Source organism: Ensifer sp. (assembly GCF_035999135.1).
Lineage (GTDB): Bacteria > Pseudomonadota > Alphaproteobacteria > Rhizobiales > Rhizobiaceae > Ensifer.
Genome location: NZ_DASYGZ010000144.1, coordinates 1 through 24,177 on the forward strand (window position 1 = coordinate 1; position 24,177 = coordinate 24,177).

Here is a 24,177-nt window from a genome sequence, read left to right on the forward strand (position 1 = left end):
ATGTGTTAAGCCTGCCGCCAGCGTTCGTTCTGAGCCAGGATCAAACTCTCAAGTTGAGAATTCAATCATTGGCATTACGTCACGTTCTGAATCGACGAGAACTCACACCCTTCTTCAATCAACAACAATCCGAAAACCGTCATTGAGAAAATAGGTGTAGTCTCTTGAAAACGTGACCGCCAAAGTCTCTTTCTGAAAGAACCCTTTCGAGTTCCTCACGAGCTCCGCCGCCCACGTTTCTCTTTCTCTGTATTCAATTGTCAAAAAACCGACGAACTCACCGTCCGTCAAACCGTTTCCATCAAGCCCGAAACTCTCGCCTCAGACCCCAAAATCAGCCTCAGCCAACCCAGGAAACTCTAGAGCGAAGATCGTCGTCGCCAGCAGCGCCGCCGCCCTCGTCAGTGATCGGGCTTATAGACCCCACACCTCAGATACGTCAACAGCCAATTTCTCAGTCCGTCGAGAAATCTGTCAACTTATTGAAAAAACACGTTATTTTCTATCCACAGCCGAACAGGGCGGTTTTTCGGCCGAACCAGCACACGAAACACCGGCTGTAACGCGGCCCAGCCGGTGTCGTTGGGGAGCGCGCCGATTGCGTGATCTTCCAGGTGGTCCATGCTTGCTGGACACAAGGCCAAATGCGCCTTCAAGGCTCCCGATTGGCTCGGTGGGCTACACCGTGGCGCTGCCGCCCCATGATCCGCGCGGGTGTCCTCGTTTGCAGGCAGTTCGGAGCGGCTGCGGGCGCGAACGAGGCGCCGGATGATGCCCTGCAGCGATGCGGTCGCCGGTCGCGTGGCTGACGCTCCGGCGACGACGGGTCAAATGACCAGTGCGCTTGTGCGGTTTTCGATCAGGCGCACAAGGTTCAGCGCCGTCATCTCCGAGGATTTCGGGTTGCTGGCGAGCGGGCGGTTCTGAAGGCGGATATCGAGCGTGCCGAAGGGGCCGTGGGCGTGAATGCTGTGGCTGTTTTCGGTGGCCTTTGGATCGGCAACCAGGCGAACGCGGGTCAACTCCATGCCGATGCCGGCAAGCGACGTGGTCGCCGCCACATTGGCGTTCTGCGGAAAGGCCGTGGCGGCTTCAGCGGCAGACCCTTCGAAGAAGGCTTCCGCCTGCTGCAGCTCCGCGAGCCGACAGAGCGTCTCGGCCGGCGTCCCGAGCCAGGCTCTCGCGGGCTTGGTGATGACGTGCTCGACGCTGTCGAGCCCCAACCGCGACGCCGCGGCAAGCGCATCGATGCCGCCGAGCGCGCCCGGCGGGATGATCAGCTTGCGACCGTTGCGCCGCGCCAGCTCGACAAGCTCGTCGAGCACGGCCGCATCCACCAGGGCCGATGTGGACGAGACCGCGAAATCCATGCCGACTGTGAGCGCCGCGCGCGCAAAAGGCGCAACGCTTTCGCGGCTCGCGGCCTCGACGACCAATGTCGCACCGGTCGCAGCCAGCGCTTCGGGACCGGCGACATGAACCGCCCCCTCCGGCATCGTCCCTTCGATCTCCTTCGGATCGCGGACCGCGATCCCAACGATGCGGGCGTTTGCGCCCCGCGCCTTCAGAAGGGCGGCGACGCGCTGACCGATGGCGCCCCAGCCGACGAGGCAGATGGTTTCGACTGAAGACATGACGGTCCCTTGTTGTTCGCTGCCAATCAGAGCGTCACCCAGCCCTCGGGCGGTGTCTTGCCCGGGTGCACGGTTCCGCATTTCGGGCATGTCCGCAGTTTTTCGTCGGCGTAGAACGCCTGGTAGATCGGCGGCAGGTCATCGACGATGGATTCGAGATCCACTTCGGCGCGATGCACCAGCTCCGTGCACTCGAAGCAGTACCATTCGACCGCGTCGAGCAGGCCTTCCGGACGCGTCGGTTCGATCACCAGGCCGATCGAGCCCTCCATAGGGCGCTGCGGCGAATGGCGCACATGCGGCGGCAGCAGGAAGATGTCGCCCTCTCGGATCGGCACGTCGTAGAACTCTTTGCCGTCATAGAGCTTCAGCACCATGTCGCCCTTGAGCTGGTAGAAGAACTCCTCGACCGGATCGTCGTGATAATCGGTGCGCTTGTTCGGGCCGCCGACGATGGTCACCATCAGATCGGCGTCCTTCCAGATCTGCTGGTTGCCGACCGGCGGCTTCAACAGGTGCTTGTGCTCGTCGATCCACTTTTGCAGGTTGAAGGCTTTCAGCTTGCTCATGGTTTTCCTCCCTCTCCCGTTTAACGCAATTTCAGGCCGCACGCTTCAAAGGCGGCTCGGGTCAATCTCTTTTCCTCGTCGGTCAGTTCCAGCAGCGGGCGGCGGACCGCGCCTCCCACCTGGCCGAGCAGTTCCTGCCAGTACTTCTGGTGCGCATGCGGCTTTTCCGCGGGCTTGGTCTTGCGGAAGGCGTCGCGCACGCCTTGCAGGCTCGCGCTGACGGCGCGTGCTTCATCGGCCTTTCCGGCCAAGGCGAGCGCCGTGTACTCCGCCATGCGGCGGTCGGCTTTGGTCTGGAGCGTGTAGGGCGGCGACGAGCAGAGATAAAGCTGCCAGCCGAGCTCCAGCACGTTATCCAGCCATTCCTCTTCCGAAGCGGTCGAGACGAGGATGCGATCGCCGGCAAGGGCCGTCAGCTGCTTGTAGAGGTCGCGGGGCACCGAATACTTGATCGCCACCACCGTCTCGATATCGGCAAGCCGGTTGCACAGCTCCGGGCTCATCAGGTAGCCGCTGTCGGGATGCGACCACAGCGCCATGCCGATATCGACCTTGGATGCGATGGTCTCGTAGTACCGCAGCAGCGTCTCGTCCTGCTGCTTGAAGAAGTGCAGGATCGGCGCATGCACGACGATGTAGTCGGCACCGCAGGCCTGCGCATGGCGGGCAAGATCGATCACCACGTCCATGTTCTGATCCGAGCAGGACATGATGGTCTGCGCCCGGCCGCCGGTGGCCTCCACCGAGAGATCGAACATGCGCTTGCGCTCGTCGACCGACATGGAAAAGAACTCGCCCTGCTTGCCGGCGATGAACAGGCCGTCGATGCCGAGATCCGAGATCCAATGATCGACGTTCTTGCGGTAGCCCTCCTCGTCGATCGCGCCGTCGGCCTTGAACGGCGTGTTGGCCGCAGCCCAGATGCCGCGCATCGTGGCGCGCGAATGGGCCTTTGCATCTTTACGCTGGTATTTCATGACGCTCCCTGTCGCATGTCCGTCCGGTGGCGCGTGAAGCCGCCGCTCCGGTCTCTGTCGGCGCATTTAGCGCAGGATTTTTTTATTCATTAAGACGCATAGTCTGTATATATTCATGCTGAAATCAGTATGGATCCCGCGATGCTCAATCTCCGTCAGATCAAGTGTTTCCAGGCCGTGGTCGAACTCGGCAACTTCTCCCGCGCCGCCGAACGGCTGCGCACCAGCCAGGCGGGGATCTCGCATGCGATCCGCGATCTCGAGGCGCTGCTCGGCGCCCGGCTGTTCGACCGCACCACCCGACGCGTCGAACTGACCGAAGCCGGGCGGGTCTTCGCGGCGGCAGCTCTGCCCGGCCTCGCGGAAATCGAGCGTGCAGTCGATGCGGTGCACGATCTCGGGCAATTGAGAACGGGCCTCGTGCGTATCGCAGCGCCACCCTTTCTCGGCGCGACCGTGCTGCCACGCCTGCTGCAGGAGGTCGCTCAAAGCCATCCGAACCTCAAGCTCAGGATCGAGGACGTGGTGACGGACATGATTGCGCCCCGGGTGCGCAGCGGACTATGCGACCTCGGCGTCGGCACCTTTGCCAGCGACGAGGACGGGCTCGAGATCCAGCGCGTGCTGCGCGACCAGTTGATGGTTTTTGCGCCCGAGGGCCACGCCATCTGCACGAAGGCCGAAGTGGCCTGGTCGGCCCTTTCCGACCAGCCGATCATCACGCTGACCCGCGAAAGCAATATCCGGCTGTTGACCGAAGTCGGTTTCGAAAGCGCCGGCGTGCCGCTGCGTCCGTCCCTGGAAGTGCACCAGATCAACACCGCCCTTTCGCTCGTCGAGCGGGAGGCGGGGGTTGCCATCCTGCCGACTTATGCCTTTACCGGCCTCAACGGCCGGAAGATTGCGGCGCGGCCACTGATCGAGCCGTCGATTGCCCGTGACGTCTCCGTGATCACGGCGCGCGAACGCACGCCCTCCCCCGCGACGCTCGCGGTGCGCACGCTGCTGCGCAAGGTGCTGCGCGACATGGTGCCGGTCGTCGGCTAATCAAACGCAACAAGGCCGAAACCACCACGACAGCGGTTTCGGCCTCAGTTTCATCCGGTTGCGCTCTGACCGCTCAAGCGGTGCGCAGCGAGACGTTCTTGACGACGGTGTAGTGGTGCAGGCCCTCCGCGCCACCCTCGCGGCCAAGGCCGCTCTCCTTGACGCCGCCGAACGGCGTTTCGGCGACGGATGCCTCCAGCGTGTTGATCGAAAGGTTGCCGGCCTCGATGCCCTGCATCAGGCGGTCGATGTTGGCGGCCGAGTTGGTGAAACCGTAGGCGGCAAGACCAAAGGGAAGCGCGTTGGCTTTTTGAAGTGCCTCATCGACCGAGGCAACCGGATTGATCAGCGCGAGCGGGCCGAAGGGCTCCTCGGAGAGCGCACGGGCATCATCGGGCAGGTCGGCAATCGCGGTCGGCGCGAAGAAGTAGCCCTTGCCCTCGAGACGGCCGCCGCCGCAGAGAACGCGCGCGCCTTTCTCGCGGGCATCGTCCACCAGTTCCTGGAGGGCAGCGATGCGGCGATCGTTGGCGACCGGACCCATCTGGGTCGTGGCATCAAGGCCATCGCCGACCCTGATCGAACGCGCCTTCTCCAGGAAGGCGTCCGTGAAACGCTTGTAGAGCGTTTCGTGCACGAAGAAGCGCGTCGGCGAGGTGCAGACCTGGCCGGAATTGCGGTACTTGCGGGTGGCGCAGGCAATGCCGGCCGCAACCGGATCGGCATCTTCGCAGACGATGACGGGCGCGTGGCCGCCAAGTTCCATCAGCGCCGGTTTCATCACCTGCGAAGCGAGCGTCGTCAGGTGCTTGCCGACGGCGGTCGAGCCGGTGAAGGCGACCATGCGGATGCGGTCCTGCGGGATGAGATATCCGGAGATTTCGGCGGGATGGCCGAAGACGAGATTGAGCACGCCGGCCGGCAGGCCGGCATCGTGGAACGCCCGGGCGATGTGAACGACGCCCGTCGGCGTCTCCTCGGACGCCTTCATGATGATCGAGCAGCCGGCCGCAAGCGCCCCGCCGATCTTGCGCGCCGGCTGGCTCATCGGAAAGTTCCAGGGCGAAAAGGCCGCGACCGGGCCGATCGGTTCCTGCAGCACGATGTAGCGGATGCCCGGCGCGCTCGGGATGACCCGGCCATAGAGACGCACGCATTCGCCGGCGTCCCATTCGAAGAATTCGCAACCACGAATGACCTCGGATCGCGCCTCGGAGAGCGGCTTGCCGTTCTCGAGCGTGATCGAGCGGGCGATCTCTTCAGAACGCTCGCGCAGCAGTTGGGCGGCCCTCAGGATGATGGTCGCGCGGGCGGCCGGCGACGTCCGGCTCCAGACCTGAAACCCCTGCCATGCGGCATCGGTCGCATCGGCGAGATCCGCCTCGCGGGCGACCGCGACCTTGCCGATGACATCCTCATTGGCGGGGTTGATGACGGCGAGCGTCTCGGAGGTCGCCCTCCACTTGCCGCCGATATAGAGCTGAGCATGCGTTTCCTGAACCATCAGATTGCCTTTTCGCCATTCCTTGGAAGGTCGAACCTTCCTGTCCAGCAATGGATGCAATCAGCGGTCTAATATGACAATCCACATAGGTTGAATGAATTGATATCGAGATGTGATAAATCTTCGGCAAGGCCAAAGACGTGAAAAGGCGCCTTCCCGAGCAGGAAAGCGCCTTCATCGTCTTGCAGATGGGGAGATGAGATCAGGTCACGGCACTGCGCACCGCATAGCGCGTGTCGCGCCAAGCGGCAGTCTCCATCACGTCGTGCAGCACGTCGACGGCGGTCCAGACATCCCTGAAACTCGTATAGAGCGGCGTGAAGCCGAAGCGAATGGTCGCTGGCGCGCGGAAATCGCCGATGACGCCCCGCTCGATCAGCGCCTGCATGATCTCGTAGGCGCCTTCATGTTCGAAGGAGACCTGGCTGCCGCGCACTGCAACGTCCTGAGGTCCGACCAGTTTCAGGCCAAACGAACCGCAACGCGCCTCCACAAGCTTGATGAACAGGCCTGTGAGCGCCACGCTCTTCCTGCGGATGGCCGCCATGTCCACCTCGTCCCAGAGGTCGAGTGCGGCCGAGAGCGTGCGCAGCGACAGGATCGGCTGGGTGCCGGAAAGGAAGCGCAGGATGCCCGCACCACCGTCATAGTTGCGTTCAAAGGCGAACGGGCGGGAATGGCCCCACCAGCCGCTGAGCGGCTGGCTGGCCTTTTCCTGATGGCGCTTCGCCACATAGATGAAGGCCGGCGCGCCGGGGCCGCCATTGAGGTACTTGTAGGTGCAGCCGACGGCGAAATCGACATTGCAACGGTCGAGCTCCACCGGCAGCGCACCGGCTGAATGGCAGAGATCCCAGACGACGAGCGCACCTGCCGCGTGGGCGCGCTTGGTCAGCGCTTCCATGTCGCGCAGCGCGCCAGTCTTGTAGTTGACGTGATTGACGAGCACAACGGCGACGCTCTCGTCGATCAGGTCCTCGATCCGGGGGCCATCGACACCCTCGAGCCGCAGGACCGTGCCGGGGCGCGTCGCGATCACGCCCTCGGCCATATAGAGGTCGGTCGGGAAGCTCTCGCTTTCCGCGACAATTACCTTGCGATCGGCGTTGAGGCTAAGCGCTGCGTGCAGCGCCTTGTAGACATTGGCCGAGGTATGGTCGGTGACCGCCGTCTGGCCGGGTTGGGCGCCGATCAGACGGCCGACACGATCGCCGAGCGTCAGCGGCAGGGCAAACCAGCCGGCCGTGTTCCAGCTGCGGATGAGATCCCGGCCCCATTCAAGCTTCGCGGCTTTTTCGATCTCGGCATAGGAGGCGTGAAGTGCTGCGCCGAGCGAATTGCCGTCGAGATAGGTGACGCCCTCGGGCAGGTCGAAGCGGCTCTTGAAGCCCGCAAGCGGATCGTCGCGGTCGAGTGCCTCGACGGCATGGATATCGATGTTCATGGGGCAGTCCTTCTATTCACGAATGGTTTCGCGGGCCGGCATGGGTCCGCGGGAACGCTTGAGGGTCGGCAGGGCCAGCATGGCGAGCACGAAGAGGCCGGTCGCAAGCTTCAGGTCGGTCGGCGGCATGCCGGCGGCAAGGCAGAGCGAGACGAGCTGGTAGTAGACGATGGCGCCGACGAAGGGTGCCGCAAGCTGGCGGCGGATCGTCTGCTTGCCGACGATGGCTTCGCCGATCATCAGCGCCGCAAGACCGTTGATGAGCGTCCCGATGCCCATGTTGACGTCGGCGAAACCCTGCGACTGCACCATCAGCGCGCCGCTGGTCGCCGAAAAGGCGCCGGCGAGACCGACGCCGCCGATGGTGGCGGCCCAGATGCTGATGCCTTGCGCTTCCGCCATGTCCGGGTTGGAGCCGACGGCGCGCATGGCGGTGCCCCGTTCGGTGCGGAAATAAAGGTTCAGCAGGCAATAGACGGCGAGACCGAACAGGCCCGCAACGACGATCTTGCTAATCGGGAAACCCGGCTCGGCAAAGGGGACGCCGTCAAAGATGGTCGGCGTGCCGTAAACCGAGAGGTTGGATTTGCCCATCAGCCGCAGATTGATCGAATAAAGCATGGTCATCATCAGGATGCCGGCAAGCAGCGTATGGATGCGGAAGCGCAGATGCACGTAGGCCGTGCAACTGCCCGCCAGGAACCCGGCGGCCATCGCCACCAGGATCGCCAGCCAGCCGGGTGCGCCACCGGCGAGCGACAGGGCGCAGACGCAGCCGCCGAGCGGGAATGCGCCTTCGCTGGTCAGGTCCGGAAAATTCAGCGTGCGGAACGGCAGCATGATGCCGAGAACGATGAAGGACAGGATGAGGCTTTGCGCCAGCGTCACCGGCACGAGCGTGATGAAGTTCGAAATGATCGTAGATACCGTTTCCATGTCCGTCTCAGCTTGCGAGCAGCATCCGGTCGGTCTTCATGCCGAAGTGACCGATGAGTTTCGGGATTGTGACCTCGGCCTTGTCCGAGCCGGCGATTTCGAGCCGGATGCTGCCAGCGTCGAGCATCACCACGCTATGGCCGAAGTCGACGGCGTGCTGCATGTTGTGCGTCACCATCAGCGTGGTGAGGTTGAAGGCCTCGACCGCACGCACCGTCGCCTGCATGACGTTGTCGGCCGTGCGGGGATCGAGCGCTGCGGTGTGTTCGTCGAGAAGCAAAAGGTCCGGCTGGTCGCAGGTCGCCATGATCAGCGAGAGCGATTGCCGCTGGCCGCCCGAAAGCAGTTCGACGCGCGTATCCAGCCGATTTTCGAGCCCGAGGTTGAGCGCCGCGAGGCGTTCGCGGTAGCTCGCAAGCCGCTTTGCGTTAAGGCCTCGGCTGAGGCCGAGCTTCTTGCCGCGCAGTTCGGCAAGCAGCATGTTTTCCGCGACCGTCATCGAGGCGGCGGTGCCCTTCATCGGGTCCTGAAACACCCGGGCGACGCGGCTTGCGCGCTTGTGAACCGGCAGCGCCGTGACGTCGTCGCCGTTGATCAGGATCTTGCCGCTGTCGAGCATCAGCGCGCCGGAAATGGCGTTGAGCATGCTGCTCTTGCCGGCACCGTTCGAACCGATGACGATGGCAAAGTTGCCGGTCGGAAGCGTCAGGTTGAGATCGTTGAGGGCGATCTTCTCGTCGGGCTGTCCCTTGTAGAAGACCTTACGTGCAGATCGGATTTCGAGCATCCGTTCCTCCTGCGAGCAATTCCCAAAAAGCCGCCTCGGCGGGCTTCTGTGCGGAATTCATGTAAAAACAAATGGACGGGGTGCGCGCTGCGCACACGCGGACGGCGGCGCTAAGGCCACCGTCCGTCGCTGGCTTAAGGTTACTCGACGATGCAGTTGCAATCGGCGAGCGAAGCCGGGATCTCGACGCCGAAGGCGGCCATGGCCTTCTTCGAGATCAGCGCCTGGTGATCCTCATAGGCAGGAAAGACCGGGGCGATGGACTTCGGGTCCTTGCCCTTCAGCACTTCAGCCGCGATCTTGCCGGCATTCTTGCCGACCTGCTCGTAGTTGACGGCGAAGCTTGCCGGCACGAAACCTTCCTTGACCGCCGTGTCGACGGCGTTGACCACCGGGATGCCCGACTGGCGGGCAGCCGATGCAACGGCCGCGATCGCCGGCTGGATCATGTTGGACGTCGGACCATAGATGACGTCGACCTTACCGGAGAGGGAGGTGATGCGCTGCTGGATGTCGTTGAGGTTGTCGACACCGACTTCGACGACTTCGAAACCCTGCTCCGATGCGATCTGGCGCACTGTTTCGAGCAGCGCGACGTCATTGGCTTCGCCCGGGTTATACGGAAGGCCGAGGCGCTTGGCGTTCGGCAGCAGCTTCTTGGTAAAGGCGAGCACCGCCGCCATGTCCTGGCTGTCGGTCGCGCCGGTGATGCCGTCGTCGCCGCTTTCCCTGGACGGAACCAGCTTTGCGGCGACCGGATCGGTGACAGCGGTGAAGATCACCGGGATGCCGGAACCGGCGAGCGCCTTCTTGGCGATCTGCGAGACCGGCGTGGTGACGGTGTAAACGAGCTTCGGCTGTTCGGCCTGCAGCTTGGCGATCATCTGCGGCACAAGCGAGGCGTCGAAATTGGTGTGGCTTTCCGTGTAGACGACGTCCTTGCCCTCGACGAAGCCGTTTTCCGCAAGCGCCTGCTTGAAGCCGGCAATGGCGGCGTTGAGCGGCGGGTGTTCGCCAAAATTGGCGATGCCGATGCGGATCGGATCGGCGGCGGCCGAGCCAACCGCGGCAAGCACCAGGCCGGCTGCCATCAGGCCTGTGATGAGTTTTGATTTTGTCGTGGCCATGTGTTCCTCCTCCAGCTGTCGCACTGACAGCACGAGGGATGAGGAAGCCCAGCCGTGGGACAAAGTCAACGATATAGTATACAATTATAGCAATTGGCGATTATCATATATTATTCTCGCATATATGACGACCGACCATCCAGGCGGCAACTTTGGGGGTGCCTTTGACCGACGAGCAGGAAAACAGCACGAAAACCGAGACCGCCTACCGGATCATGCGGAATGAAATCCTCATGGCGCGCCTGCATCCAGGCGCGCCGTTGCGGCCCGATCTCCTCAGCAAGACCTACGGCATCGGCCGAACGCCGCTGCGCGAGGCCCTGTCGCGGCTGGAGGCCGAGCGGCTGGTGGTAGCCATCTCCAATCGCGGCTTCACCGTCGCCCCCGTATCGCGCACCGGGCTCGAGGACCTGACGAAGGCGCGCGCGGTCGTCGAGATCCCGCTGTTGTTGGAAGCGATGGAGCGCGGCGGCGCCGAATGGGAATCGGCGATCGTGACTGCCCATTACCGGCTGTCGCGCTGCAAGACGATTGTCGAGGATTCCTCCGAGCTCGCTGTCGACGCCTGGATGGAGCGCCATGAAGCGTTTCACGCCGCCCTCTTGAGTGCTGCGCAGTCAAGCTGGCTGATGCATTTCCGCTCCACCATTTCCGATCAGTTGCAGCGCCATTACCGCTTCCTCGCCTTCGCCCCGGCGCTTCGCGCAGCGGCAGGAGAGACCGCCGGTTATGAGGAGGCGATGGCCGCGCTGCACAAGGCGCAGTCGATCGGCCCGCATACGGAGCTGATGGAGGCCGTGCTCGACCGCAACGTTGAGCGGGTCCGTCGCCTGATGGACGAGCATTTCGGCTACCCGCTCGAAGTCTACGCCGTTGAGCAAGGGGATGCACCCGCATCTCGAAAACCATCGACGCGCGGACGCACTTATAAAAATCCCGCATGAATTAATGCTCATTAAGGCGATTGTTATAGGGAAAGCGACCCTGTTTCATGGCGCTCAAGCAAACGGGAGCGGCATGATTTGTTCAGGCGTGAGGAGGCCTGCGCAATCAATCCACTGACAGGACGAAGCAATTCGAAACGGGACACTGAGGGGTGTTCGCCGCCGTGCTTTCGTTTGCCTTGCGCCGCTGCCGGCCATGGACGCGGGCGTTCACCGATATCGCAGGAGGAGACCGACATGCCGAGAAGGCTGATCATCACATGCTCAATTTTATGCCTGGCCGCGGGGACTGCCGTTGCTGCCGGCTGGGAAAAGGAAGTGCCGACGGAGATCAACATTCAGGATCCCCACCTGAAGCGCTGGTCGGAACTGACCTATGACAAGCAGCCGCCGGCGCTGACGCCCGGCAAGGACTACGGCATGGACCCGGCGACGGGAAAATTCAACGCGCCGCGCGCCACCGCACTCGGTGCGTCGCCCAATTTCCCCGGCCAGCTCACCCATTGGGACGACAAGACCTACAAGAGCAATGTCGAGGAAATCGCCTTCTACCCGCACATCACCTCGCCCTGGCATGCCTGGCCCGATGTCGCCGATTTTGACGGCAGGCGCTACATGTACCTGCACGACCGCGACTACATGCGCGTGCTCGACATCACCGACCCGGCTAGCGCAAAGGTCGTCTATTCCAAGGGCGGCGTCTGGGGACCGGAAGGGTCCAGCGAAGACTGGGACGCCAAGACCGTTCAGGACTATTTCGGCGGCATGACGATCGCCTGGAGCGAAAAGCTTCAGAAGAACGTCGTCGTTGCCTCCTACGAGATCGGCCGCTTCGGCATACTCGACAACAAGCGCACGCAGCCCGACATCGTCGAGACGCTGCGCCACTACAATTCGCTCAAGGGCTTCAAGGTCTACGAGATGAACGGTCCGCTGCCGAGCGACTGGAAACTGATCGCCACCCGCACGACCGACGTCAAGAACCCGGACGCGCCCATCGGCAAACAGCAGGGTTCCGGCTCCCTCGACGCACCCGCCTGGTTCGGCGGCAAGTACATGTACCTCTCGTCAGCGCCCGACGACAGCTACGCGCTCACCGAATACCCTGACTACCTGCATTCGCCAGGCTACCAGGCCTGGGACATGACGGACCCGGCCAATCCGGTCTTCGCCAGCCAGGTCACCGTTCCCGGCCAGGTCGTCGGCGACAAGGTTAGCGAAGACGCCTACCTCATGAACCCGCGCGCCGGCAACCGCACGTCCTGGATGGGCTCGCGCATGCCGCTGTTCCTGCCGAAGCCGGTGGAAAAGGGGGGAAAGATCGGCTTCGGCGCCATGGGCGGCCTCGGTTTCTACACCTTCGACCTCAGCAATCCCGGCACGCCGGAAATGATGGGCCACTTAAGCATTCCACCGAGCTTTGCCGGCACCGAGTTCGACAACGCCGACACCAGCCAGTACGAACGCACCGGCTATGTCTTTGCCAACGGCTACCCGATGAACTCCAACTGCTACGAGCCCTACAAGGACGTGCTGGTCATCGACGCCAAGGATCCGAAGGATCCGAAGGTGGTCGCCACCTTCCCGCGGCCAACCCCGCCGGCAGAGGCCGAATTCACCGACTATTGCCAGCGGCGCGGCAGTTTTGGTCCGAAGCGCTCCGGCACGACGCACCAGCCGGGGCACAGCCGCGACGGCATCCTGCCCTATGCCTTCTACAATGCCGGCCTGCAGATCTTCGATGTCAAGGACCCGAAGGAACCGAAGATCGCGGGCTACTACGTACCGCGCTTCCCCAAGCCTGAGGAAATGCCTGATTACACCTATGAGAACGCCAGTTTCGCGGTCTTCACCGAATATGACCGCAACATCATCTGGCTGATCAGCATCGACGGCATTCGCGCCCTGAAGACGCCGCTTCTCGGTGAGCCGAAGACCGGTCTTGCCGGCGACGTCTGGCCGCCGCGCGGGTAACCCCGACAGGGCCGGCATCGCAACCGATACCGGCCCCTTTTTCTCTCATCCCAAAAGACCCGCTCAGCACCCGCTTGTCCGCACGCCGCGGACAGAGCCGGCGAAGCTTTGCCAATTTTTTAGAACCGACAAGGGAACGAACTCGATATGTACAAACCAACCCGTGCTGCGCCACCTCTGCTCTTGAAAGGTGCCGCAGCGGCGCTCTGCCTGATGGCCGCCACCCAATCGGCTGCGGCCGCGGACTCCGAACCGGTCGACTATGTCCGCGTCTGTGACGCCTATGGCAACGGCTTCTTCTATGTGCCGGGGACCGAGACCTGCCTGAAGATCAGCGGCTACCTGCGCCACGAGGTTGCAGCGGGCGACGATGTCTACTGGGGCGGCTCGCTCGACGGCTTGCCCGGCAAGGCGCGGGCGACGATGCGCTTCGACGCGCGCAATGAAACCGAGTTCGGAACGCTGCGCTCCTATCTGGAGACGCGTTTCGAGCACAAGGCGTCGGGCGAGCGCATCTATATTTCGGAAGCTGTCATCGAGCTTGCCGGCTTCTCGGTCGGTATCGCCGATTCGCTCTTTGCCAACTGGACCTGGGGTGCCGGCAACGTCATCTACGACGACGTCATCTACTACTCCGGCGATCGCACCATGCAGGCAAGCTATACCCACGATTTCGGAAACGGCTTCTCCGCCATGGTCGGCGCCGAGGAAGGCAACGGCTCGTGGGAACTGGAGGCTGTCGACGCATCCGGTGTGGCAAGCCGCGAATGGTTCGATCTCAAGGCCGACAGCATTCCTCACCTCCTCGGTGGGGTCAAATACGAAGCGGACCGGATGACGCTTTTCGGCATGGCGGCCTATGACACACGCTACGATGCCTTTGCCCTCAAGGCACGTGTCAACCTCGAGGTCAGCGACGCGTTCTCCCTGTTCGTCATGGCTGCCTACCAATCCGATCCGAGCCAGCCGAATTATTATGGAAGCTGGTACGGCGACTGGGCGATGTGGGGTGGCTTCTCCGCCGAGATCAGCGAGAAGGCGACGATCAACACGCAGATCGACTTTGAAGAGGACGGCACCTGGAACGCGGCGCTCAACGTCGCCTACGAGGTCGTGCCGGGCTTCAAGATCACGCCGGAACTCGACTACACCGCCTTCCGTGGTTTCCGCGGACACGAAGACGCCTTCGGCGGCGTCGTGCGCTTCCAGAGAAACTTCTGACGACCCGAACCAGCATCGGCGGCAATACAAGGCGGGGAGACGACCCGACCGGGCACGTCGCTCCGTCAAGAGACACAACCGCCGCGCCCCGAACCGGGCGCGGCGGTTCCTCCGGGAACGGACAAGCCTGACCTGTTGGGTAGAATCAGGGCAGTTCAATATCGGTCATGGACACTCCGATGCCCCACTCGATCTGTGAGACCTACCCCGGACTATGCGAGAAAAGCCGGCGTCGGTCCGACCGTCCGCAGAGGCTGTTGCGCCCTGCAAACACCAACATGCCCAACGGCGACCGGGCACTCCTTCATGCCCCTCCGACTGTAGCGACACCTGTCCGCAGCGATGGGACGTCCCGTTTCGAAAACATATCCGCCGTTCTGATGATGGGATTGCTCCTGTTGACCGCCTATTTCGAAGTCGCGGCGGTGGGCGGGATTCTGGTCCGCGGGCTCGGAACATGGTTTGGCAGCGCGCCGTCGCTACCCTTTTGATGTCGGCTCCAAACACCTGCCTGTGTGACCGCCCTGCTTCGGGCGAGCCGACCGTCGCATATGTAGCCTCGGCCAAACATCAAAAAGATGGCTTGAGAGCGTGATGCCGCAGGCGCCCGGATAGCTGTTCGGGCAGGTCGCACTGATGGACACGGGCATCCATCCCGCCCCGGCGTTCCGCACACATACGTCCGCTCCCTTGCCGCGACGATCCCGGATAATCGGTGCAACCGTCACAACATCGTCATGAAACACGCAAACAACTCGTTTCGTATCGATGGCGGAGGCTCAGATGGACTATTTCAGACGCTTCACCTTTTTGTTCGCGACACCTGCCTTCGACAGCGAGGACCTGGAGGGAGCCCGCTACAACCAGATCGTCGAGGAAATCGAGCGCTCCGGTTTCGAAGTGGTGCGCGCGCGCAATCTTGAGGACGCCGAGATCGCCGTGCAGACGGACGCCGCCATCGGCTGCATGATGGTCGACTGGGGCAAGAAGGGCATGGAGGGCAAGACCGCCTCCCTCATCAACCTCATGCGCCGTCGCGGGCTCGAATTCCCGATCATCCTCCTGATCCGGCGCAAGCGCTTCGAGGACGTGCCGGTCGAAGTGCTCGATTTCATCGACGGCTATGTCTTCCTGTCGGAGGAGACACCCGCCTTCATCGCCAAGAACCTCATCAGCCGCCTCAAGCAATATGCCGAGACGATGAAGACGCCTTTCTTCGGCGCGCTGGTGGACTACGCCGAGGAAGGCAACCAGCTCTGGACCTGCCCCGGGCACAATGGCGGCGTATTCTACAGCCGCAGCCCGGTCGGCCGGGTGTTCATGGAGCATCTGGGCGAAGCGGTGTTTCGCGACGACCTCGACAATTCCGTGCTCGACCTCGGCGATCTCCTGACCCATGAGGGCCCGGCGCTGGCGGCACAGAAGGAAGCCGCCAAGATCTTTGGCGCGGAGAAGACCTATTTCGTCCTCAACGGCACCTCGACCTCCAACAAGGTCGCGCTCTCGGCGCTCGTCACCGATGGCGACCTGGTGCTGTTTGACCGCAACAATCACAAGGCGGCCCATCACGGCGCGCTGATGATCTCCGGCGGCATCCCTGTCTATGTCCCGACCGCGCGCAACGCCCATGGCCTGATCGGCCCGATGGATTTCGGCGCCCTCACCGAGGAGAGCCTGCGCGAGCGCATCCGCACGCACCCGCTCGTCAAGGACCCCGACGCCTGGAAAAAGCCGCGTCCGTTCCGGGTGGCGGTGGTCGAGCAGTGCACCTATGACGGCACAATCCACAATGCCGAGATGATCCTGAAGGCGATCGGGCATCTGTGCGACTACATCCTGTTCGACGAGGCCTGGGCGGGCTTCATGAAGTTTCATCCGCTCTATGCCGGTCGTTTCGCCATGGGTCTTTCAGAACTCGGACCCGAGGCGCCGGGCATCATCGCCACGCAATCGACGCACAAGCAGCTCGCAAGCTTTTCGCAGGCATCGCAGATCCACATGAAGGATCGGCACATCACAGGCCAGAAACGCCGGGTCGAACACCGGCGCTTCAACGAGAGCTTCATGCAGCACGCGTCGACCTCGCCCTTCTATCCCCTCTTTGCCTCTCTCGACGTCGGCGCGCAGATGATGAAGGGCCGCTCCGGCGAGGTGCTTTGGGACGATACGATCCGGCTTGGCATCGAGCTGCGCAAGAAAATCCGGGCTGTGCGGCGGGAGTTCGAGGAGAAGGAACGTCGCCCCGAGCGCCGCTGGTTCTTCGAGCCTTTCGTGCCGGACCGGGTGGCGATCCCGGATGCGGCGAGCCCAGGGGCGGTGCACGACGTGCCGTGGGAAAGCATTTCCACCGACCAGCTTTCCACCAATCCGGCCTTCTGGCACCTCACCCCGGGTGCTGCGTGGCACGGCTTTCCGAATATGGCGCCGGGCTTCGCCATGACCGACCCGAACAAGCTGACGCTGCTTACGCCCGGTTTCGACCGGGCGACCGGACACTATGCCGAGCACGGGATCCCGGCACCGATCGTCGCGCAATATCTGCGCGAAAACCGGATCGTCGCGGAGAAGAACGATCTGAACTCGCTGCTGTTTCTGCTGACGCCCGGTGTCGAGGCCAGCAAGGCAGGCACGCTGATCAGCGGGCTCGTCGCCTTCAAGAAACTTCACGACGACAATGCGCCGCTCGAAGAGGCGATCCCGGAATTCTATCGTCGCCGCCCCGGCCGCTATGCCGGCGTACGGTTGCGGGACCTGTGCGCCGCCATGCACCGCTTCTTCCGCGACGCCAATGTCAGCGCGCTGCAGGCCCGGCAATTTTCCGAGGCGCACCTGCCAGACATCGCACTTTCGCCGCACGACGCGGCGCGCTGCCTCGTGCGCAACGACGTGGACTACCTGCCGATCGACGCCATCGCCGGGCGGATCGCAACGACACCCTTCGTCGTGTATCCGCCGGGGATAGCGACCATCGTGCCGGGCGAGCGGCTGAGCGCTCGCGCCGAGCCGATGATCGCCTATCTGAAGATGTTCGAGGCCTGCTTCAACACGTTTCCCGGCTTTGACGTCGAGATCCAGGGTCTCTATCGCGAAACCGATGCATCGGGCCGCATCAGACTTCACACCTACGTTGTCGCCGAACAGGATTGAGGAACGTCGCAGCTTATGCAGCAGGACCATTCAGTCGCCATTCGACCGTCGCGGGACGGAGACGTTGACGCCATGCTGGCGATCTACCGCCGCCACATTCGCCGCGGCATCGAAGACGGCGTGGACGACGGCGACACGCCGCAGCCCGACGACCTGCGCGAGCGCCGGAAAAATCTGAAGAGCCGCCGCTTCCCGCACCTTGTCGCGGTCAGGGAGGGGGTCGTGGTCGGCTACGCCTATGTCGTCCTGTTTCGCAAGCGGCCTGCCTATCGCTACACAGTCAAGCACTCGATCTATGTCCATCACGACTATCAGGGCCAGGGCGTCGGGCGCCTTTTGATGCGTGGCCTGATCGACGCTTGTGCGGCGGCCGGTTTCCGCCAGATGATCGGCTACATCGCCGCCGACAATCTCGCCTCGCTGGCGCTGCACGAACGGTTCGACTTTGTCCGCGTCGGCCTGCTGCCGGGCATCGCCTATCGCTACGGACGCTGGGCCGACAGCATCATGGTCCAGCGTTCGCTCGGCCCGGGCGCAACCACCCCACCGCCTCCACCGCCCTTGTCCACCCGCTGAAGATCGGAAGATTTGGGCGCGATCACGCACCAATAAAGGGGGGTGCCGCGAACGGACCGAGCGGCCGCGCGTCATCGCCATCGCCTGCTATATTTCAGTGCAGATACGACTTGACGCAATCTTTGCGTGATGGCCAATGATGCGACGGCAGGAGCTTGCGTCCCTTCGAACGGATCACGGCCTTTCGCCGCGCAGGCGACGGTAACTTGCCGTCGCGGAAAAGACTGACCGACACCTCGGATGGACAGGCTCAATTCTCATGGAGTGCCCGATGAATTCCTCGACGGACGCAGAGAGGGTCCGGGCCGTCATCCATCGCATCTCGGCCTCGAAGATGAAACCGGATCCGGACGATGCGCGCCGACCACTCGCCGAAGGCGGCAGCTGGTTTTCGCTAGATAAGGAGGCATGCCTTTATCTGTCTTTCGCAAAAATTCTCCTGCTCCGGGATGCGCCGCCCCATGCTCCCCGTTGGAAACCCTGGCTACACGCAGGCAGCATTCGCCTGGGTGGCGTCTTTATCGAATTCTGCGTCTGGCGCTGGATCGAAGAGATTGCTCCATCCGGTTCATCATGGTGGCCATTCCGGTCGGCCGGGACCGCGTCCATCCGGCTCCATCTGGCGATCGAGCAGATCAACTTCTCCGGCGCTTACCATCCGGGCGTCGCCGAATTGAGCGACGAAGACATGGAGAAGGTCGCCGAATTGATCCGCGTTCCGATGACGCAATATCTCAAGAAATGGATCGCCTACGATCGCCGTATTCAGGCTCCCTACGGTCGTTCCGTAACGGGCTCGCTGCACGAGAACTGGCGTCGCCCGCGCCCCCTCCTTGCGGAACTGCACGAGCACCTCGCCCGGCATACCCGCGGCTTTTCGTGGGCACGCATCAGCGACCCGCGCCTTGAGCGTTACCAGCTCGACGAAGACCATGGCGGAAAGATCGTACGCGTCGACGGGGGAACCGGATGTTCTAGTCGTCATGCCTGATCGCGATCGCGAGGACCCATGGTTCCATACGGGAATTGTCCAGATTGGCGCGACGCGGATACCGATCGACATCGAGGACATCAGCTATTTCCGGCCACTTAAGCCCGTGTGCGACCCGACCGGCAGGACGATTGACCTGGTCAGCCTTTGCCAGATGACCCATCCATTCAGTCTGCGGGCGGAGCCGCGAAGCCGAAACCCGGCAGACCTCGATATGGCAGGTGCGACAAGGGCGGTCGAACACATGAGAGGCGCGTGGATGAAGTCACAAAACCACCGCCTTCGCCCCAATTCCTCGCCGACCGACGTTGTGATCACCTAGCCCAAACGTCGTTGCGGACGCGTTTGGCCCCGCGCTGGTGATGGCGGCCCGCGCCAAGTGCGGGCCGCCTGTCTCTGTGGGCTCGCTCAGAAGGGCGAATCCGGGAAGTAGAAGTCCTTCGCATTGTCCTTGGTCACGAGGGTCGCGTCGATCGTGTAGACACCGCGGACCGGAACTTGACCGTAGAAGTTGGCGACGGTCATTTCGAGTGCGGTACCGACCATCGCCGGCGGGTAGAGCACGTCGACCGGGATCATCTTGTCGCCGTCCATGACCTTCTTGATCATTTCCTTCGAGCCGGCGCCGGCAACGACATACTGGATGTCGGTGCGTTTTGCCTGTTCGATCGCCTGCAGCACGCCGACGGCCATGTCGTCGTCCTGGCACCAGACGACGTCGATCTTCGGGTACTTGGTCAGGTAGTCCTGCATCACCTTGAAGGCGTCGTCTCGGTTCCAGTTGCCGTACTGGCGGTCGAGAACCTTGACCTTGGAGCCTTCGATACCCTTGTCGAAGCCGTCCTGGCGCTGCTGGTCGATCGGGATCGGCAGGCCGCGGATGACGACGACTTCGGCTTCCGGCGTGGTTGCCTTGATGTATTCACCGGCGACCTGGCCGAGCGCCGGGTTGTTGCCAGCGACATAGAGGTCGCGCACGGAGTTGTCGTTGACGCTCGGCGCCCGGTCGACCAGCGCCACGAAGGTCCCCTTGCCCTTCACTTCCTTGATGGCGTTGACCAGCGGATCCGGATCGGTTGGCAGGATGACGAGCGCGTCGATCCCTTGCGTCTCCAGGTCCTGCACGGCATTGGCCTGGCTTGCCGGATCGGGCGACGTCTTGACGATGACGTTGAGGCCCGGGTTGCGCTCCATCAGGATTTTGGCGACGCGCTCGGCATGGAAGACCACGCCGGCGGTCCAGCCGTGGTCGGCGGCCGGGATCGACACACCGATCGTCACTTTCTTTTCCTCCTGCGCATGCGAGACGCCGGCAAGGGCGGTCATGGCTGCGAGCGTCAGGCCGAATAGCTTGTTACGCATTAAGTTCCTCCCAAATATCAGGTCAGCCTGTTGCAGGCCGGGAGACCTGAGGACCCGGCCGTCTCACGATTTCCGCACCAGCGAGCGCTGGACGAGCATCGCAATGATGATGATCGCGCCCTGGATGGCCCCGATCAGGTATTCACTGATGAAGTTGGACAGCAGCATGATGTTGCCGACCAGTTCGAGGATGAAGGCGCCACAGATCGTGCCCCAGACGCGGCCTGCGCCGCCTTTGAGCGCCGTTCCGCCGACGACAACGGCGGTGATCGCCTGCAGTTCCCACAGAATGCCCGTCGTCGCCGAGGTCGAGCCGAGACGCGGCACGTAGAGGAGAACGGCAACCGCCACGCACAGGCCTTGGATGACGAAGGCGATGGTGCGCACCTTGTTGACGGAAATGCCCGAATAGCGCGCCACGTCCCGGTTGGAGCCCACGGCCACGACATGCCGGCCATAGCGGGTGCGATAGAGAATGAAGGCAGCGACGGCAGTGACCGCGAGAATGACGACGATCGGAACCGGCACGCCGGCGATGGTGCCGAAATAGGCTGGGCGATAGATCTCCTGAAGCTCGGGCTCCTTGAGCGTGATCGCGCCGCCCTGCGAGAGCCAGGTCGTCAGGCCGCGATAGATCCCCATGGTGCCGAGCGTGGCGATGAACGGCTCGATCTTGCCGACTGTCGTGATCAGCCCGTTGGTAAGGCCACAGAGCGCGCCGGCGACGATGGTGAACAGGATCGCCGCCAAGAGCATCAGCACCGGGTCGGCGATGACGCCGGAGTTCATGAACAGGATCATCAGGCTGGCGATGAAGGCGACCATGGCGCCGACAGACAGGTCCAGATCCCCTGACGAAATCACGAAGGTGGCGCCGACGGCGATGATGGCGATGAAGGCGCTGCGGGTGGCGACGTTGGCGAGGTTGTTGATGCTGATGAAGTTGGGATTGACCAGCGCCCCCACGAGCAGCAGCAGCGCCAGGGCCACGAACGGCGCCACCGCCCTCAGATCGATGTCGCGCCAGCTGCGGCGGCGGATCGCCTCCTGGCTGCCTTCCTGATTCACGCTCATGTCCAATCGAACCTCCGTCCCCTTCGTCGGGATTGTCAAAGCCCTCGGCATTCACTCCGGACGACGCCGGCGCTGCCTCAGGCTGCCGTCTTTTTCTTCAGGCCGGCCGCATAGCGCATGATCTCCTGCTCGGAGATCTCGTCGCCTTCCAGGATCCCGGCGATATGCCCCTCGCGCATCACCGCGACCCGGCTGCAAAGGCCGATGATTTCAGGCATCTCCGAGGAGACCACGATGATCGAGCGGCCGTCCCGGGCGAGTGCCGAAATGAAATGGTAGATCTGCTGCTTGGTGCCGACATCGATGCCGCGGGTCGGCTCATCGATGATGATGATGGCAGGGTCGGTTTCCATGACCTTGGCGAGAAGCAGCTTCTGCTGATTGCCGCCGGACATGCGCCCGGCGACGACCCTGTCGTCCCGGACACGAATGTCGAAGCGGCGGCGCGCCTTGACGAGCGCCGCTTCTTCGCTCCCGGGATCGAGGTAACCGTGGCGACTGTGGCGACCGAGCGATTGCAGCGTCAGGTTCGCCATCATGCCGGCGTTGAGCAGTAGCCCCTTGGCCTTGCGGTCCTTGGTCATGTAGGCGAGGCCCGCCTTGTTGACCGCATGGACGTCGCCCGCAGGCACCGGCTGCCCCCGCACCAGAACCTCGCCGGCGACGCGGTTCCGCAGCCCGACGATCGCCTCCATCAGTTCCGTCCGGCCGGAGCCGATCATTCCGGAAAAGCCGAGGATTTCGCCGCGGCGGACGTCGAAGCTCGCGTCGCGGACATAACCGGTCGACACGTTCTCGACCCGGAGCATGACCTCCTCGTCGACATCCGGCTCGCTCTTTGCCGGATAGAGGCTCGACAGTTCGCGGCCGACCATCAGCTGGGCGATCGCCTCGCCGTCGAGCACGGATGTAGGCGACGTCTTGATCCACTGGCCGTCGCGCAGGACCGTCACGCGGTCGGTGAGTTCCATGACTTCGTCCAGCTTGTGCGACACGAAGACGAAGCTCGTTCCCTTGTCGCGCAGCTTGCGCACCAGCCGGAACAGGAAGTTGGTTTCCTCGCGCGACAGCACGGCGGTCGGTTCGTCCATGAAGACGACGCGGGCGTCGCGGCTGATGGCCTTGGCGATCTCGACCATCTGTTTCTCGGCGATCGAGAGAGAACCGATCATTGCGTTTTCGTCGACATGGGACCCGAGAAGATCGAGCACGCGACGCGTCTCCGCCCGCATGGACCTGCGGTCGAGCACCCCGAACCGGGTTACCTCCCGCCCCAGGAAAAGGCTTTCGGTGACGGTGAGATGTTCGGCAAGGTTGAATTCCTGGTGGATGATGACAATGCCAAGCGCCTCGGCCGCGCCATTGGGCGGCAGCTTGACGGAAGCGCCGTCGAGCAGGATCTCGCCGGATGTCGGCTGCTCGAAGCCGGACAGGATCTTCACGAGCGTGGACTTGCCGGCGCCGTTCTCGCCCATCAGCGCATGAATCTCGCCCTGACGCAGCTCGAAGTCGACGCTGAACAGCACCTGCACGCCGCTGAACGACTTGCTGATGCGGCGCGCGGACAGCACGACGGGAGCCCCGCCGACAACCTCCGTGGTCATTATCCCCTCCCTGCGGCCTCCACCGCTTTTTCAATGATGTAAACCTTTACACTGAGCAATGTAAAGGTTTACATCGTTGCAGCATGAGATTTTTTTCGGCTGGCGCGTTTGACCGTCGGGCGAACCTGTGTAACGTCCTCGCAGCAAATTCGAGGCCAAGCGTGTCCAATTCCCAGCCCGCAACCATTGAAGACGTCGCACGCATCGCCGAGGTGTCGATCGCGACCGTGTCGCGGGCCATTCACATGCCGGAGAAGGTTGCCAAATCGACCCGACTGAAGGTCAACCAGGCGATCGCGATTACCGGCTACACGCCCAATGCGATGGCCCGCAGCCTCAGGCTCGGCCGGTCGAACATGATCCTCGTGGTGGCGCCCGATATCGGCGACCCGAACTTCTCGAGCATCCTGGTCGGCCTCGAAAACGAAGCGCGCGCCCACGGGTACGGCGTGCTGATCGGCCATACGCAGAACGACGCCCAGCGTGGACTTGAATATCTGAAGTTCTTCAACTCGAACCAGGCGGCCGGCATGATCCTGTTCACCGGCATCCTGCCCTTCGGCCATCAGACGCTGACCGCACGCCTGCCGCCGACCGTCGGCGTGTTCGAGCCGGTCTTCAACGGCGGCATCCCCTATGTCGGCGTCGATGATGTCGAGGGCGCACGCAAGGTCATCGACCTGCTGATTTCCGAAGGACATCGCCGCATTGCCTTCATCGGCGATTCGCATACCCGCCTTGCCTATGGACGGCGCCGGTCCGGATACGAGACCGGCCTTGCCGCGGCCGGCATTCCGCTCAACCGCCAGCTGGTCATCGAGGGAGACGGAACGGTGGAGAGCGGGCGACTTGCGCTGGAACAGCTGTTCATGCGCGACGATCTTCCGACCGCCTTCATGTGTGTGAACGACCAGACGGCCCTTGGCGTCACGCTCGGCCTGCGGGCGCGAGGCTACGACATACCGGGCGATTTTTCGGTCACCGGCTTCGACGACGTGCCGCAAGCGAGTTTCATGACGCCGTCGTTGACGACCATCCGTCAACCGCGCACCGCGATCGGCAAACATGCGATGGCGCTGCTTCTGGATTTGCTTGGCGACCGCGCGGCCTCGGAGACCGAAATCCTCTTGCGACCCGACCTGGTGATCCGCAATTCGGTCGGCCCGCCCCCGTCACGACGATAACCGGCTCGCGCCGGCGATCAGCCGTCACGTCCGGTTCAGATTGTTCTTCTGAAAGACCGCGGTCACGCGGATTTC

The 24,177-nt window shown here is 63.0% G+C and carries 20 protein-coding genes; 9 read left to right on the forward strand and 11 right to left on the reverse strand.

Going from position 1 to position 24,177, the window contains the following annotated elements; translation table 11 throughout:
* Positions 1-827 precede the first annotated feature (827 nt).
* The 3 genes from VGO12_RS17355 to VGO12_RS17365 are packed head-to-tail and all read right to left on the reverse strand — an operon-like array spanning position 828 to position 3,180.
* On the reverse strand, positions 828-1,634 hold the full coding sequence (locus VGO12_RS17355) for an aspartate dehydrogenase (protein WP_327513992.1): 807 nt from the start codon (positions 1,632-1,634) through the stop codon (positions 828-830).
* Positions 1,635-1,660: 26 nt separating this feature from the next.
* Positions 1,661-2,203 (reverse strand): 3-hydroxyanthranilate 3,4-dioxygenase, encoded by a 543-nt coding sequence (locus tag VGO12_RS17360; protein WP_327513993.1) that lies wholly within the window; start codon positions 2,201-2,203, stop codon positions 1,661-1,663.
* Between the two features lie 20 nt (positions 2,204-2,223).
* A complete protein-coding gene (locus VGO12_RS17365) occupies positions 2,224-3,180 on the reverse strand; it encodes a dihydrodipicolinate synthase family protein (RefSeq protein ID WP_327513994.1) in 957 nt (318 codons plus the stop codon).
* A gap of 141 nt (positions 3,181-3,321) precedes the next feature.
* Here VGO12_RS17365 and VGO12_RS17370 point away from each other — a divergent pair, with 141 nt between their 5' ends.
* Entirely contained in the window at positions 3,322-4,227 is a 906-nt protein-coding gene (locus tag VGO12_RS17370) for a LysR family transcriptional regulator (RefSeq protein WP_327513995.1), read from the forward strand.
* A gap of 73 nt (positions 4,228-4,300) precedes the next feature.
* Here the strand turns inward: VGO12_RS17370 and VGO12_RS17375 are convergent, their stop codons facing one another.
* The 5 genes from VGO12_RS17375 to VGO12_RS17395 all read right to left on the reverse strand — a co-directional run bounded on the left by VGO12_RS17375 (position 4,301) and on the right by VGO12_RS17395 (position 10,025).
* Complete coding sequence (locus VGO12_RS17375; RefSeq protein WP_327513996.1) at positions 4,301-5,731, reverse strand: NAD-dependent succinate-semialdehyde dehydrogenase; 1,431 nt, start codon at positions 5,729-5,731, stop codon at positions 4,301-4,303.
* A gap of 202 nt (positions 5,732-5,933) precedes the next feature.
* The gene (gene kynU / locus VGO12_RS17380; protein WP_327513997.1) at positions 5,934-7,175 is read right to left on the reverse strand and encodes a kynureninase; all 1,242 of its coding nucleotides are present in this window, start codon (positions 7,173-7,175) and stop codon (positions 5,934-5,936) included.
* Positions 7,176-7,187: 12 nt separating this feature from the next.
* Positions 7,188-8,111 carry an ABC transporter permease gene (locus VGO12_RS17385; RefSeq protein WP_327513998.1) on the reverse strand — a complete coding sequence of 308 codons (924 nt, stop codon included), beginning with the start codon at positions 8,109-8,111 and terminating at the stop codon, positions 7,188-7,190.
* Positions 8,112-8,118: 7 nt separating this feature from the next.
* The gene (locus VGO12_RS17390) at positions 8,119-8,898 is read right to left on the reverse strand and encodes an ABC transporter ATP-binding protein (RefSeq protein WP_327513999.1); all 780 of its coding nucleotides are present in this window, start codon (positions 8,896-8,898) and stop codon (positions 8,119-8,121) included.
* Positions 8,899-9,038: 140 nt separating this feature from the next.
* Positions 9,039-10,025, reverse strand: a complete 987-nt coding sequence (locus VGO12_RS17395) for an ABC transporter substrate-binding protein (protein ID WP_327514000.1) — start codon at positions 10,023-10,025, stop codon at positions 9,039-9,041.
* A 164-nt stretch (positions 10,026-10,189) separates the two neighbouring features.
* Here VGO12_RS17395 and VGO12_RS17400 point away from each other — a divergent pair, with 164 nt between their 5' ends.
* The 7 genes from VGO12_RS17400 (at position 10,190) to VGO12_RS17430 (ending at position 19,200) form a co-directional block, all read left to right on the forward strand.
* Positions 10,190-10,969: a GntR family transcriptional regulator gene (locus VGO12_RS17400; RefSeq protein WP_327514001.1), complete on the forward strand. Its 780-nt coding sequence runs from the start codon at positions 10,190-10,192 to the stop codon at positions 10,967-10,969.
* A gap of 237 nt (positions 10,970-11,206) precedes the next feature.
* A complete protein-coding gene (locus tag VGO12_RS17405; RefSeq protein ID WP_327514002.1) occupies positions 11,207-12,943 on the forward strand; it encodes a hypothetical protein in 1,737 nt (578 codons plus the stop codon).
* Positions 12,944-13,090: 147 nt separating this feature from the next.
* Entirely contained in the window at positions 13,091-14,164 is a 1,074-nt protein-coding gene (locus VGO12_RS17410) for a porin (protein WP_327514003.1), read from the forward strand.
* 783 nt (positions 14,165-14,947) lie between these two features.
* Positions 14,948-17,311, forward strand: a complete 2,364-nt coding sequence (locus tag VGO12_RS17415; RefSeq protein WP_327514004.1) for an Orn/Lys/Arg decarboxylase N-terminal domain-containing protein — start codon at positions 14,948-14,950, stop codon at positions 17,309-17,311.
* A gap of 15 nt (positions 17,312-17,326) precedes the next feature.
* A complete protein-coding gene (locus VGO12_RS17420; RefSeq protein ID WP_327514005.1) occupies positions 17,327-17,887 on the forward strand; it encodes an N-acetyltransferase family protein in 561 nt (186 codons plus the stop codon).
* 271 nt (positions 17,888-18,158) lie between these two features.
* On the forward strand, positions 18,159-18,878 hold the full coding sequence (locus VGO12_RS17425) for a hypothetical protein (RefSeq protein ID WP_327514006.1): 720 nt from the start codon (positions 18,159-18,161) through the stop codon (positions 18,876-18,878).
* Positions 18,871-19,200, forward strand: coding sequence for a hypothetical protein (locus tag VGO12_RS17430; RefSeq protein WP_327514007.1), 330 nt, complete (start codon positions 18,871-18,873; stop codon positions 19,198-19,200). Before VGO12_RS17425 ends, VGO12_RS17430 begins: the two co-directional genes overlap by 8 nt.
* Before the next feature lie 86 nt (positions 19,201-19,286).
* Here VGO12_RS17430 and VGO12_RS17435 read toward each other — a convergent pair whose 3' ends face one another.
* The 3 genes from VGO12_RS17435 to VGO12_RS17445 all read right to left on the reverse strand — a co-directional run bounded on the left by VGO12_RS17435 (position 19,287) and on the right by VGO12_RS17445 (position 22,918).
* Positions 19,287-20,240: a substrate-binding domain-containing protein gene (locus VGO12_RS17435; RefSeq protein ID WP_057249660.1), complete on the reverse strand. Its 954-nt coding sequence runs from the start codon at positions 20,238-20,240 to the stop codon at positions 19,287-19,289.
* A 63-nt stretch (positions 20,241-20,303) separates the two neighbouring features.
* The gene (locus VGO12_RS17440; protein ID WP_327514008.1) at positions 20,304-21,314 is read right to left on the reverse strand and encodes an ABC transporter permease; all 1,011 of its coding nucleotides are present in this window, start codon (positions 21,312-21,314) and stop codon (positions 20,304-20,306) included.
* Between the two features lie 77 nt (positions 21,315-21,391).
* On the reverse strand, positions 21,392-22,918 hold the full coding sequence (locus VGO12_RS17445) for a sugar ABC transporter ATP-binding protein (RefSeq protein ID WP_327514009.1): 1,527 nt from the start codon (positions 22,916-22,918) through the stop codon (positions 21,392-21,394).
* A gap of 161 nt (positions 22,919-23,079) precedes the next feature.
* On the opposite strand from VGO12_RS17445, the gene VGO12_RS17450 reads away from it, so the two are divergent.
* Positions 23,080-24,102, forward strand: coding sequence for a LacI family DNA-binding transcriptional regulator (locus tag VGO12_RS17450; protein WP_327514010.1), 1,023 nt, complete (start codon positions 23,080-23,082; stop codon positions 24,100-24,102).
* Positions 24,103-24,177: the final 75 nt, after the last annotated feature.